Origin of the sequence: Paraburkholderia sp. BL6665CI2N2 (genome assembly GCF_004366535.1) — a bacterium.
Taxonomy (GTDB): domain Bacteria; phylum Pseudomonadota; class Gammaproteobacteria; order Burkholderiales; family Burkholderiaceae; genus Paraburkholderia.
Window position 1 is genome coordinate 4,738,395 of sequence record NZ_SORC01000001.1, and the last position, 12,048, is coordinate 4,750,442.

General features: G+C 60.3%; 16 protein-coding genes. 11 read left to right on the forward strand and 5 right to left on the reverse strand.

All coding sequences use genetic code 11. From position 1 onward, the window contains the following. Window positions 1-18: 18 nt before the first annotated feature. The 10 genes from B0G81_RS21135 to B0G81_RS21180 all read left to right on the forward strand — a co-directional run bounded on the left by B0G81_RS21135 (window position 19) and on the right by B0G81_RS21180 (window position 8,000). Window positions 19-489 (forward strand): hypothetical protein, encoded by a 471-nt coding sequence (locus B0G81_RS21135; protein ID WP_134138228.1) that lies wholly within the window; start codon window positions 19-21, stop codon window positions 487-489. A gap of 80 nt (window positions 490-569) precedes the next feature. Further along, entirely contained in the window at window positions 570-1,364 is a 795-nt protein-coding gene (locus tag B0G81_RS21140) for a hypothetical protein (RefSeq protein WP_134138229.1), read from the forward strand. Window positions 1,365-1,394: 30 nt separating this feature from the next. After that, a complete protein-coding gene (locus B0G81_RS21145; RefSeq protein WP_134138230.1) occupies window positions 1,395-1,676 on the forward strand; it encodes a hypothetical protein in 282 nt (93 codons plus the stop codon). 11 nt (window positions 1,677-1,687) lie between these two features. Then, on the forward strand, window positions 1,688-2,482 hold the full coding sequence (locus B0G81_RS21150; RefSeq protein WP_134138231.1) for a S49 family peptidase: 795 nt from the start codon (window positions 1,688-1,690) through the stop codon (window positions 2,480-2,482). A gap of 79 nt (window positions 2,483-2,561) precedes the next feature. Next, window positions 2,562-2,876 carry a hypothetical protein gene (locus tag B0G81_RS21155; protein ID WP_134138232.1) on the forward strand — a complete coding sequence of 105 codons (315 nt, stop codon included), beginning with the start codon at window positions 2,562-2,564 and terminating at the stop codon, window positions 2,874-2,876. Between the two features lie 105 nt (window positions 2,877-2,981). Beyond that, the gene (locus B0G81_RS21160; protein ID WP_134138233.1) at window positions 2,982-3,395 is read left to right on the forward strand and encodes a hypothetical protein; all 414 of its coding nucleotides are present in this window, start codon (window positions 2,982-2,984) and stop codon (window positions 3,393-3,395) included. Then, window positions 3,386-3,712, forward strand: a complete 327-nt coding sequence (locus B0G81_RS21165; protein WP_134138234.1) for a hypothetical protein — start codon at window positions 3,386-3,388, stop codon at window positions 3,710-3,712. The genes B0G81_RS21160 and B0G81_RS21165 overlap by 10 nt, the downstream gene beginning before the upstream one ends. Window positions 3,713-3,767: 55 nt before the next feature. Beyond that, complete coding sequence (locus B0G81_RS21170) at window positions 3,768-4,604, forward strand: hypothetical protein (RefSeq protein WP_134138235.1); 837 nt, start codon at window positions 3,768-3,770, stop codon at window positions 4,602-4,604. 161 nt (window positions 4,605-4,765) lie between these two features. Next, on the forward strand, window positions 4,766-5,200 hold the full coding sequence (locus tag B0G81_RS21175; RefSeq protein ID WP_134138236.1) for an HK97-gp10 family putative phage morphogenesis protein: 435 nt from the start codon (window positions 4,766-4,768) through the stop codon (window positions 5,198-5,200). Further along, window positions 5,193-8,000 carry a phage tail tape measure protein gene (locus tag B0G81_RS21180; RefSeq protein WP_134138237.1) on the forward strand — a complete coding sequence of 936 codons (2,808 nt, stop codon included), beginning with the start codon at window positions 5,193-5,195 and terminating at the stop codon, window positions 7,998-8,000. Before B0G81_RS21175 ends, B0G81_RS21180 begins: the two co-directional genes overlap by 8 nt. 6 nt (window positions 8,001-8,006) lie before the next feature. On the opposite strand, the gene B0G81_RS21185 is transcribed toward B0G81_RS21180, so the two are convergent. Together B0G81_RS21185 and B0G81_RS45605 are read right to left on the reverse strand one after the other, a co-directional pair. Then, window positions 8,007-8,420, reverse strand: a complete 414-nt coding sequence (locus B0G81_RS21185; RefSeq protein WP_134138238.1) for a hypothetical protein — start codon at window positions 8,418-8,420, stop codon at window positions 8,007-8,009. 333 nt (window positions 8,421-8,753) lie between these two features. Further along, window positions 8,754-9,410 (reverse strand): DUF4224 domain-containing protein, encoded by a 657-nt coding sequence (locus B0G81_RS45605; RefSeq protein WP_347877466.1) that lies wholly within the window; start codon window positions 9,408-9,410, stop codon window positions 8,754-8,756. A gap of 120 nt (window positions 9,411-9,530) precedes the next feature. Between B0G81_RS45605 and B0G81_RS45415 the strand changes: the two genes are divergently transcribed. Next, a complete protein-coding gene (locus tag B0G81_RS45415; RefSeq protein ID WP_279590489.1) occupies window positions 9,531-9,653 on the forward strand; it encodes a hypothetical protein in 123 nt (40 codons plus the stop codon). Between the two features lie 84 nt (window positions 9,654-9,737). Here the strand turns inward: B0G81_RS45415 and B0G81_RS21195 are convergent, their stop codons facing one another. The 3 genes from B0G81_RS21195 to B0G81_RS21205 form a co-directional block, all read right to left on the reverse strand. Beyond that, window positions 9,738-10,142, reverse strand: coding sequence for a RidA family protein (locus B0G81_RS21195; RefSeq protein ID WP_134138240.1), 405 nt, complete (start codon window positions 10,140-10,142; stop codon window positions 9,738-9,740). A gap of 180 nt (window positions 10,143-10,322) precedes the next feature. After that, on the reverse strand, window positions 10,323-10,553 hold the full coding sequence (locus B0G81_RS21200) for a hypothetical protein (RefSeq protein WP_106283456.1): 231 nt from the start codon (window positions 10,551-10,553) through the stop codon (window positions 10,323-10,325). Between the two features lie 119 nt (window positions 10,554-10,672). Further along, window positions 10,673-11,893 carry a Bcr/CflA family multidrug efflux MFS transporter gene (locus B0G81_RS21205; protein ID WP_134138241.1) on the reverse strand — a complete coding sequence of 407 codons (1,221 nt, stop codon included), beginning with the start codon at window positions 11,891-11,893 and terminating at the stop codon, window positions 10,673-10,675. Window positions 11,894-12,048 lie beyond the last annotated feature (155 nt).

Below are 12,048 nucleotides of genomic sequence, written 5' to 3' on the forward strand. Positions count from 1 at the left end.
GGCATGGAAATTCGACCGATGAGCGATGCCAACCTATTCGGTAGAGTCGAGGAGCTACGCGAAGCGATGTTGCGCCTTGAGCGCGGATGTGATGCGACTGCAATGGATTTGAGAAGCCGGATCGCTGCGCAGGAGCGGGCCGTTCCCGAACTTGGCAAGTTCGCCGCCGGCATCCAGTCTCGGCATTACGTGTCCGCCCGTGAGCTGGTCGTCGCGGTGGTGGCGCGCTCGATGACCGCCGACCGCCTTGAGGTGCTGCTGTTGCGACTCGAATGCTCGTACGTCAAAGCGAAGGTGCGGGCGAACCGGTCGAGATCCAATGTCCGGTTTGCGCCATTCTGGGCAGAGTTCGACGCGATCGTCCGGCGGCATGTTTGCAGCACTGCTGATGAGGCGCACAAGCGCGCGGCAACCGGGACACCGCAGCCGCATCCAAAGTTGAGCGTTGCGCAAAAACGGTATCGACGACTGATGAACGGCACCTGTTAGACGGTCCATACAGGGACATTGATGAGGGCGGCAGTCATAGCATGTGACTGCCGCCCTTACTCTTTTCTGGAGTGCAATCAATGCGTCTCAACCTGTTCAACCAAGCCAAATTCACCGCGGAGGACGAGAAGAAAGTCCGCGACCTCCTCAGCTCTCCCGAACTGGAGAAGATCCTCGATCGCGTCGAGCAGTCGCATATCGAGGAGCGCGTATCGCTGCGCAAACAGCTTGACAGCATCGATAAGCGGCACGACCCGGCAATCAATGACGCGGCGGCGGCGCGCCTCGACGCCGGCAGAAAGCTTGACGCAGCCCGTGCCCAATTTGAGGCCGCCAAAGAGGCCGAAAAGAACGCCACGCAGGCCGTCGATGTTCTCGAACGCGGAAAGCAGGCCGAGGACTACAACTTGCGCAAGCAGCTCATCGAAACGCGCGATACCCGCCTCGACGATTTCCGCCTCCATGTTGACAACGCATGGCAGCAGGCGCGCCATATGGGCTCAATAACCGCCGTAAAACACAAGAGCTGGACCGGACACGAGAGCATCGAGTACGTGAGCAACACCGACAAGGTGAATGCTTGCATGGCTTTGCTGACGGACGCTCGCGCCGACATCGAGGCAATGACCCTGTTGCCGCTGACCCGCGCTGAAGTCAGCGAGCGCCTGACCGCCTGGACGCACAAGCTGGAACCGTCGCTCGACGCTTTCGGCATTGCATGCCCGCGCCTCGACGAAAAGGGCGAAGTGACCACGCACCGGCCACCGCGCAAGCTTCATGAAGTTTTGCAGGATAACGGCGTCGCCGAAAAGGCCGACATTCCGCCCGAGCATCCGAAGCTCGAGCGAGCCCGCTCGAAGATCATCAACGTTTAACCCTTTTCCACAATCTGAAGGAGCGACAACATGGCAGCAACAACGCCCATCACATGGAACGACCCTGCATCGGCATACGCGAATCTCGCAGGCCTGGTGGCAGGCGCCGATGCCGCCGGCGCTGGCGGCATTGTGGTGCTCGTCCAGGTGGACATGAACAATCCCCATGCGCGCGGCACCGGCTCGAAGTATCGGCAGGCAAAGTATGCAATCTTGGCCGATGGAGATCCGGCCGGCCGCAATGTCTGGATTGACGCTGCGAGTGGCAACAATCTCCACAACGCCGTAACCGGCTGGATCTTGCCGGAATAAGGAGGCATTCGATGACCGACGAGGTGTTGGCAATCATGCCTGAGCACATCGGCTCGTACGCTGGCCTGATCGATCCACCCGAACTGCTGGCGCTCGCGCCGTCGGCGCGTCGGGGTGGTGGAGATGCCTTGGCCGCATCTGCCGGCGGCGTCGCCGTCATGGGGTTGGTCGGCATCATCCGTCAGCATCCGGCGACGGGCCTTTTCGGTGGGGGCGCCGGTCTCACGCAATTCCAGCAGGCATTCAAAGCCGCGCTCGCGGACGATTCATGCGCGTCGATCCTAATCGATGTCGATTCGCCGGGTGGCAGCGTCTACGGCGTCGAGGAGCTGGCAAACGAGATCTACGCCGCGCGCGGCAAGAAGCGCATTGCCGCCGTGGCGAATTCGCTGGCAGCGAGCGCGGCTTACTGGATTGCCAGTGCGGCCGGCGAGTTGTACGTGACGCCCGGGGGCGAGGTCGGATCAATCGGCGTCTACGCGGCGCACATGGACCGGTCGAAGCAACTACGCAAGGCAGGCATCGACACAAAGCTCGTGTCCGCCGGCAAGTTCAAGGTTGAGGGCAATCCTTACCAGCCGCTCGACGAAGAGGCGCGAGCATTCATGCAGTCCCGCGTTGACGACTACTACTCGAAGTTCACTCGCACCGTGGCTCGAAACCGTGGCGTCAGCGGTCTGAGCGTGCGCAGCGGCATGGGTCAAGGCCGCGTGCTGGGCGCTGAGGCAGCGAAGACGGCCGGCATGGTCGATGGAATCGCAACGTTCGATGACGTGGTGCGGCGGCTTCTGTCTTCGCGCCGATAGTGCAGGAAGGAACCTTGTTTTACGGCGCGAGCTGAAGATTCAGCGATCGGCCTCATCAATCTTTAACCAGGAGAAATTCATGCCGCTCAAGAAAGACTATCAAACGCCCGCTTCAGGTGGGATGGCGAGCTATCACGTCGCCAAGCAGGTGACGCTAGATAAAGACGGCAACAACACGTCGATTTCCCTCGCTTCATATGTGAGCGCCGAAATGCAGGCCGCAGGCAAAACGCCCTTGTACACGCAGCAGATTGTTGTCGACGGCCTGCCAGCGGACGGAGAGAACGCTTTCGCGTACGCGGAGGCGCAGTTGGCCGCGCCGGCACCGACCGACGGTAGCATCCCCACCTACACGAATCGTTACCTATTCACCGCCGCGGAGATTGTCAGCTAGGCAACAATTCACTGCATTCAGTTCGCGCCGCGCGGGCCTCGTCAGATAGAACTGGCGGCGCCGGCGGCCACGCGTTCCTCAACGTAACCGATAGGAGGCACCAAGATGCTGACCAAAGAAAACATCCTTGCGGCGCGGAACCGCAAGACCGAATACGTTGCAATCGCCGGCCTTGGCGACATGCTTGGCTTGCGCGCAATGTCCGGTGCGGAGCGCGACAGCTATCTCGATCTGGTGCGCGCCGCGCCGGCGGCTGATAGCTACGCCGACGCGGCTCTCATCGCCCGCACGGCGGTAGACCTTTCCGGCAGCCTCATTTTTTCGGACGCCGACATCGCGCCGCTGCTCGAGCTCGACGCAACCTTGCTGGCCGATCTCGCCAGCGAAGCCGCGCGTGTCAATCGAATTGACAGGGATTCGAGCAGCAACGGCGTGCCCACATTGAGCGGCGCGGCGACTCTCGTCCCTGACAGCGCTGGAACGCTCGGCACGCGGTCGGAGGTAGGTAAATGCCAATAGGCTTCCAGTGCTTCGATGCCAACGGGAACATCATTCTCGATGCAACGTACCGCGTGATGCGGATTGTCGACTCCGTGTATCTGGACGGGTCAGTTCCTAACGGCAGCCTGCCGCCCAATGACATCCTGAAGCAAGGCGGCTGGGTGTCTTTTCAGCCGGATAACACTTGCGGCGACGGCTATCTATCCGGGGGCGTCATTACCCCGAGATTCTCCATTGACCAGAACACCGGCATCTTGAGTTGGTCGTATGCCGCGAAAAATAGCGCGCAATACGACATCTACCAAAAGGGCATGCTCTTCTACGGGGCGAGCTGATGCCGTGTAAACTTTTGAAAGCCAATCAGGCAAGAAAACAAATTCGAGGGTAAAAATGAAAAAAACGGCGGCGATAATCCTCTTCACGGCGGCGTTGTTATCGGCCTGCGGCGGCGGTGGCGGCGACAGCGGCCAGCCGACGAGCAAGGCACTCACAATCTCAATGTATGGGAAACCGCTCGTGTCGGCATCGTCCGGCGCGACTGCCCATGCACAATTGGCCGCAGTGGCGCGTGCCGCATCCACGCCGGCCGCCGGCGCATCGGATGCGCAAGCCACGGTGCAAACGCTTCAGGACGCACTCGCTGCGCGCGGCGTGACCGCCAACGTGACCGCACAAGTGATGGACGGCACGACGCTGCACCAGATCGTGATGGGACAAAACAACGGCTTGCCTCCGACGCCGGACCAGTTCAAAACTGATCCGAGCGAGTGGATGGTCGTCAATTTTCAGCTCGACGACATGGTTACGCCGGCAAGCGACCCGGCGCAACAAGCAGCTCTTAAGCAGTTCATCCAAGACTTGACGGTGTTCGCGCAGCGCGCGGCTGTCTCTGGCAAGGCGGTATTCGCCGTGAATCCAATCCCCACCTGCGACACACAATACTCGGCGGCAATGGGTCTTAGTAGCGCAATGACCGAAGCGTCAAACAACGGCGCACCACTGCGTTTTATTGGCGAGTATGGGGTGGCATTTTTGTTCGGCGGCCCCAAAGTTGTGGCCATCGCCAGTTCGCCCGGAATCGAGCATTTTGGTGCGGATTGCCGCACACCCGATGCTTACATCCAGAACATACAAATCCAGTCAATTGCCGACTCGATCGCCGCAGGTTACAAAGAGGCGGCGGCAACTTCCAGTGCTGCAAGCGGCGCATCGTCGACCGGGATGTAACAACGGTCAACAAACCATCAAAGCCAGCCTTCGAGCTGGCTTTTTCATTTGCTTCGGCGCATACGTTCAACTATTTGTGACCACAAGCACATAAGCATATAAAATGTCAATAGTAGTGCGAATCATATTCTGGTGATGGTGAACGCATATGGAGATGGCTGATGGCCGTGAAGCTAACGATTGAAAACGCGGCCGCGCTGACCTCGGCCATCGACGCCCTTGAGCAGGTGGCAAGTGAATCGGTTCTGCGTCAGGCGACGGTCGCCGGCGCGCGCGTCATCCTGGCGGAGGCAAAGTTGCGTGCGCCTGTAGGCGATGCGACATATGAGCATAAGGGTGGCACCTACGCGCCTGGTACGCTTCGCGATTCGCTCCTGATCGCTTACGACAAAGAGCAATCTGTCGCCGGATTGCGCGCCACCTATCTTGTGACATGGAGCAAAGACGCCTTCTATGGGCGCTTCTTGGAATTCGGTACATCGAAGATGGCGGCGCAACCGTTCCTTCGACCAGCATACGACGCGACGAAGCAGGCGGCGGCCGCCGCATTCAGCACTGTCATTGACCAAAAAGTAAAGGAGTTGACGCATGTCTAACGAAACAGTAGTGCGCCTTACCGGCGACTCATCTGGCTTCACCGCCTCAATGGATCGCGCTCGCAAAAGCGCGGAAAGTTTCACGGCGAGCATAGAGACGCAGCGGCAGCGCGTTACGAATTCCGTAACCGCTACCGAAAATTCCCGCAAGGCGCTCCAAGACCAAGGTCAGGCGGCGGTGGATGCGTTCAACAAGTCCGCCGCGTCTGCTGAGCGCTGGCTGACGACGCTGCAGAAGCAGGCCGACCAGGCTGGCAAGACGCAGGCCGAAATGATGCGTCTGCGCGCTGCAGAGCTGGGTGTGGCCGGAGATGCCGAGCAGTACATCGCGAAGATCGAGGCGGCGAGCGCTGCGACGGCCGGCGCTGGCCATAGCGCATCTGGAGCACGCCGCGAAATGATCGTGCTGGCGCACGAAATGTCTCAGGGGAACTGGTCACGCTTCGGCGGCTCCATGATGGTGATGGGCGAGCGGCTCGACGCCATCAAATACCTCACGAACCCGGTCGCGCTGGGTTTTGTCGCAATCGCAGCAGCTGGCACCTTGATGTACAAGGCGATCGAGGAAGCGAACAGCCGCACTGAAGCGTTTCACAACGCGATGAACACGACGATGGGTTACGCCGCCCAAACGCGCGAATCCATCCAAGCGCTTGCCGAGACGCTCTCGGGCCGGTTCGGCGTCGGCGTTGGCACTGCCACCGACGACATGAACCTGATGGTCGCAAGCGGAAAAATCTCGGCGGACGTTTTCCCGCAGGTCGCGACAGTCGCCGAGGCCATGGCCAAGACGACCGGCGATTCATTCGACAAGGTGCTGGAGGGTGTCGTCAAACAGCAGGAGGACGTGCAGAAAGCGGCGGAGGCATACCAGGCTGCGCACCATACGATGACCGACGCGCAGATGTCGCTCATCGACTCGCTGAACAAAACCGGCCAGAAGCACGAGGCGTTCACCATCCTGATTAATCAGGAAATGGCGGACATCGCCAACAACACGAAGATCCATGCATCGGCAATGGTCGGTTTCTGGGACAACGTTACTGCGGCGTGGCAGCGCTACACGCGGTCGCTGTCCGGAAACTCGACGGACCTTGACAAGCTGAACGACCTCAAGGCGAAGCAGGCAGCGCAGCAGAGCGGCAAGACCGCGAATTACGATTACACCGACTATGCGCCGCTGATCGCCGCCCAGCAAAAGATCGTCGACGCAAACAACGCCGACCAGACGGCCGCGGACAAAAACAACCGGATGAAGGTGCTGCTCGCGGAGTCTCAAAAGGAAGTTGCCGCACAGATCGAGCGGACGCTGAGCCCACAGCAGAAGCTTACGGAAGCGCTCAAGCGCGATAACGACATCATCGATAACCGGATCAAGCTGCTGAAGGATTCTGGAGCGTACACGCCCGGCGCCGGTGCGCAGCTCGAGGCGCAACGTCGGCAGATGATCGCTTTCGATACGCAGGCAATCACGCCAGCGCGGAAGGCGCGGACGACCGACAACGGAATCAATGCCAGCATCGCCGATCTGACCGCACAGCAGAAGATGATCGAAGATGCGACCCGCGCGTCGATCGAGCACATCAAGGCGCTGCGCATGGATGGCGTTATCAACGAGCAGGATGCATTGGCTCAAAGCTACGTGGCCGAGCAGTCCGCATTGCAGAAGCGCATCGACATCGACAAGCAGCAGGAGGAACTGGCGAAGGGCAAGAAAAACACCGAGGCATACCGGAAGTACGCCGACGACATCGCCCGCCTGCAACAGCAGATGACGGCCAACTACCAGAAGTTCACGGACGACATCCAGGCAGCATCGGAGCGGGAAAACCGGGCTGTGAAGGCATACACGGACGGACTGACCGAGCAACTCAGCACGCAGCAGGCGGCGGCGAGCATGAAACTCGCTGGCATGTCGATGGGCGGCGTCGCCAATGCCGACTATGCGACGCAGATCAAGCTGATGGAAGACTTCGATAAAAAGAAGGCGGCTCTCGACAAATCGCTGACCGAAAAACGGATTGACCCCAGCCAATACGCGCGTGAGCTCGCGGCTACGCAGACCTACTATAGTGACTCCGTCGACATCGCTCGTAAGTCGTCGGCCGACATCCTTGCCGCTAATCAGGACTGGACGACCGGTGCATCGCGGGCGATCCAGAACTACGCCGACAGCGCGAACAACGTTGCATCGCAGGTTGATTCGATGTTCACCGGCATGGCAAAAAGCATGGAGGATTCGCTGGCCACGTTCGCGACGACTGGCAAGCTGAACTTCCGGAGCCTAGTCGACAGCATGATTCAGGACATGGTGCGAATGCAGGCGCGGGCCGAACTCTCGGGCCTGTTCAACATGGCGGCCAGCTGGATCAGCGGTGGCAGCTTCGCCAACAGCTTCGGCACGGGAGTGAGTACATCAATCGCGTCTGGCGCGGCATCCGGCGTATCGGGTTCTGGATACTCCTCGACGCTGATGGGGCTGACCAGCCTGCTTCCGGCGCGCGCCACGGGCGGCCCGGTCGATGCCGGCACGACGTATCTCGTTGGCGAGAAAGGGCCGGAACTGTTCAATCCCGGAACCTCGGGGACCATCATCCCGAATCACGCCATCTCTTCGTCGAGCGGTGGCGGCGACCTCAATGTGACCGTGCCCGTCACGATCGAGGGAAGCGGTTCAGCGACGGACCAGAAAAACGCCGGTGATCTTGGCATGAAGATCAAGCAGGCCGTTCAGGCCGTACTGCAAAGCGAGCGCAAGCAGGGCGGCGTGCTCTGGAAAGCGCAAAACGGGATCGCGTAACGCCGGTCAGTGCCTGGTTGAACTGGTAGGCGCGGCGGCCAGTGCGCGGCGCAGGACTTTATCCAGCCCTGCCCGCACCGTGCCGCCGACCTTGTCGACGGAATCCTTCATGACCTGTTCGCCGCGCGGGAGCGTGTTCATCAGCGTGGTGAATTGTTCGCAAGTGAGTTCGTCGCTAGTCGGCAGAAGTTCGAACCCGCCGTAAGGGCCGTCTTTACCCATGACAAGGTAGGCCCATTCGCCCTGTTCCGTATTACCCAAGTAACCGGCATACAAGGTCCGCTCAGGATGCGCCTCAAAGAAACGCTCGGCATCCGCCGTCACGCGGGCAATCATTTGTGCGTTGCGCGGGGTATCGTTATCTGACATCTTGACCTCCTGAAAACCTGCATCGTACACACGCCCAAACGTCAGCGCCATGCGTGACACGCGGTCTAGCGAGGCGCGCGGGCGATCGGGTGCAGACGTCCTGTAGCAGGCAACACTGCAACGGGTTCGATGTGCACTGGCCGCAGCGCGGCAGCCCGCCACAGGCGCCCTTGGGGCGCCGCAACAGCGTCGGGGGGGTGGGGGTATCAAATCTCTAGCGTTTCGCATGACGGGAAACCGACCGTTCTCTCACGCAGAGAAAAAATCGTCCGTGGAGCTTTTTGTTAAAGCGCTTTAACAACCTTGAACACGCCGCAAAGCCTTTTCAGGCAAGGCAAAGGCCGGATTTTGGGCTGTGAGCGGCTTGTTAATGTTGTTAATGGTCTACGCCGCATCCCAATTGATCAACGAGTCAACTTCACTTGCAGAGTTAGGCGCGGACTTAACGCCGAACAACTCCTCAACATGGCGCCTCAGGACAAGCACCCGACCGTCCGGCCGAATCTTGTGTTCGACGCCAATCGCGCGGAGCACTTCCGCCTGGCTGCGGCCGCGCTGCTTGCCGGTGAGATCAACAAGTTCATCGCGGGTTAGGAACATTGCGTCGGTCGCTATCGTTACCATTCTTGATCTGCTTGTGGGCTTGCATGGTCGGAGCGAAATGGGACGCGACACTCCGACCGGATATGTTAGACCAAACACCTGATTGGCCTGCAGCAATGCGTATGAAAGCATTGTAATTTGCGGCTGATCCCGCGAGCGCGTGTGTCCTGAGCCGCGGCCATGGCCGTGGCTTCTTTTTGCTGGCGCTGTATGGTGGTCTGGATGGTGGACTGAAAGTAACGGCTGCCCTGCAACCCTCATCAAGCTTAGATACTCGGCGGACACCGCCTCCGCCAGATCAGATCGGCGCCGAGTCCTCGGCGCCTTGCAGAAAAGACGGTCCGAGCGCCGCAATCGTTGAGCATTGCATGACCTTTCTCTTGAGCCCGCCGCGAGCGGGCTTTCGCACATTTGGCTTCTGAAACAGAGATGCGACATGGAAGGTATTGTTCGGCACCGACGGCACCGGGCGCGACTCAGGCGTAAGCGCCACAACAGGTGGTTTTCCCGCGGTAAATCAGATACGCAACTCAGGCGACCGATGCGCTAATCGCGAAAATGGCACGAAGCGCCACCGCCGAACTCGGCACGACCGCATTGACGCACATGAGCGGTAATGTCGGCGTGAATATCGCGGCCGGCGCGAGCAATGCCCAGCTCAATGGGCTCGCGATTTATTGAGCTACGGCATGCACGCGGTTCGTTGAAATCACCCCACTGCTGAGCACGTGCCAACGCTCGACACAACAGGTCAGTAACTAAAAGCTAAACCAGCGCGGTCGCCTCGACCTCGATCTTGAAACCGTAGTGCAACTGCGGAACAGGCACGACGGCGCGCGCAGGCCGTGCTTCACCGGCCCACCGAGCGTAGATCTGATTGAAGCTCATCCAGTGTTCGACATCGACAATGTAGACGCGCACCTGCACCAGTTGCGCGACGCTGCTGCCGGCGCTTTCGAGCGCGGCTTGCACATTGACCAACACCTGTTCGGCCTGAACCTCGAACGAGGCCTCGGCTAGCTTGTCGCCTTGCGCCGTGATCGGCAATTGCCCCGAGACGAACACGAAACCATTTGCGACCGCGACATGACTGTAATGACCGCCCGGCTGCGAAAGCGTGGCGGGATTGTCCGTATGCGGCAGATGCGGGTCGTGCTGGCTACCAGCCATGAATATCACTCCAGACTTGACGACGGCACATGACACCGCGTGTGCTTCATCCGCACGACAGCATCCCGTTTTTGCAAAAGCGATGAGCGATCACACGAGCAATCATGCAACGCGCTAGCGCTGTCCGCCCCCAGGCACAGCGTCTCGCATCAACACGCTTCTGCAAACGTGCCGCGCTCATCACACGCCAAGCATTTCCAGCTTCTCGCGCGCATCCGCGCAACGGCGGTTCAGATCGCGATGCATCAACTGACTGTCGAGCAACGCTGATACATCAGACAAACCGAAATCAAAGCGCAGTACATATTCGATGTCGGTGTAGTCGTGATAGGCGCCGCTGTCCGCCAGCTTCTGCGCTTCAGCGAAAGCAGCTTGTTGCCGTTCGCCGTTCATCAAATCTCTGATCGCCATGAATGCCGCTCCGAGGAACAGTGGACCCATCATAGCAACGGAAATTCAAACGCACGGTCGCGCGCACGCAACACCTGGTGTTTTCCGTAGACGCGACGCGGCTTGCGCTTCATTGGTCCTCAGACGGCAGCGACCGGCACCTTGGTCGCGTGCCACCTGACAACCAGAATCCGGCCGAGATAACACAGCAAGCCCGCCACGCCCACCGTCACGCCCATGCCCTTGGGCGAACCGTCCTGCCAGAGTCCGACCGCAAGGCTCGACAGCGCGCCGAGCGCCAGCTGCACGGCGCCGAACACGGCGGCCGCGGCGCCGGCATTCAGCGGATAGCGATGCATCAGATCGGTCGTGCAATTGGCGGACAGAAGACCGACCACACCGACCACGAAGAACAGGCCGAACACGATCGACCACAAACCGCCCCAACCGGTCAGCGACACGAGACAGACAAACAGCGATGCGATGCAGCTCACGGTCGCGGCGAAAGAAATGATCGGCAGCGAACCGAGCCGGCCGACCAGCCGCGTGTTCATGAAGTTGCCGAACATGATGCCGACGATATTGAGCGCGAACAGAAAGCCGTAATGCTGCGCCGACACATGGAAATATTCGATGTAGACGAACGGCGTCGCGGTGATGTACGCGAACATCGACGCGAACGCCATGCCGCCGCACAGCATGTGCCCCCACGCAACCGGATCGCGCAGCAACTTGCCGTACGCGCCGAACGACTTCAGCAACGCGGAGTGCGCACGCTTCTCACGCGGCCACGTTTCCGGCACCTTGAGAAACGCGGTGATCGCGCACACCGTGCCGAACAACGTCAGCACGATAAACACCACGCGCCAGCCGCCGAGCAGCAGCAACTGCCCGCCGATGAGCGGCGCGAGCAATGGTCCGATCGACGTGACGATGGCGAGCATCGACAGCACGCGAGCGGCATCGGTCGGGCCGTGGGCGTCGCGTGCGATGGCGCGCGCCAGCACCGAGGCCGCGCCCGCGCCCAGCGCCTGGACGAAACGGAACGTCACCAGCGAGCCGATCGAAAACGACATCGCACAGGCGACGCTAGCCAGCGCATACATGACAATGCCGCCGAGCAACACGGGCCGGCGGCCATAGGTATCCGACAGCGGACCATAGAGCAGCATGCCGATCGAAAAGCCGCACATGAAGCTGGTGAGCGTCGTCTGCGCGGCGCCAGTGCTGATGGCGAACGCCTGCGCGATGGTCGGCAAGCTCGGCAGGTACATGTCGATGGAAATCGGCCCGCATGCGGCAAGCGCACCGAGCAACAGAATCAGCCGGCCATCGGGCCGGCTTCTGGTGACGTGAGACATGGGAATCCAGATGAAGCACCGCGCCGTCATCGGCAGCGGAACAGGTGAAACGGGGAAAACAGCAACTTGACAGCATCAATTGTACGCGACGGTTAACACGACAGCGGGGCCTCGGACCTGGTCGCGAAGACGCCTGTGCGGCATCGACGATTCGC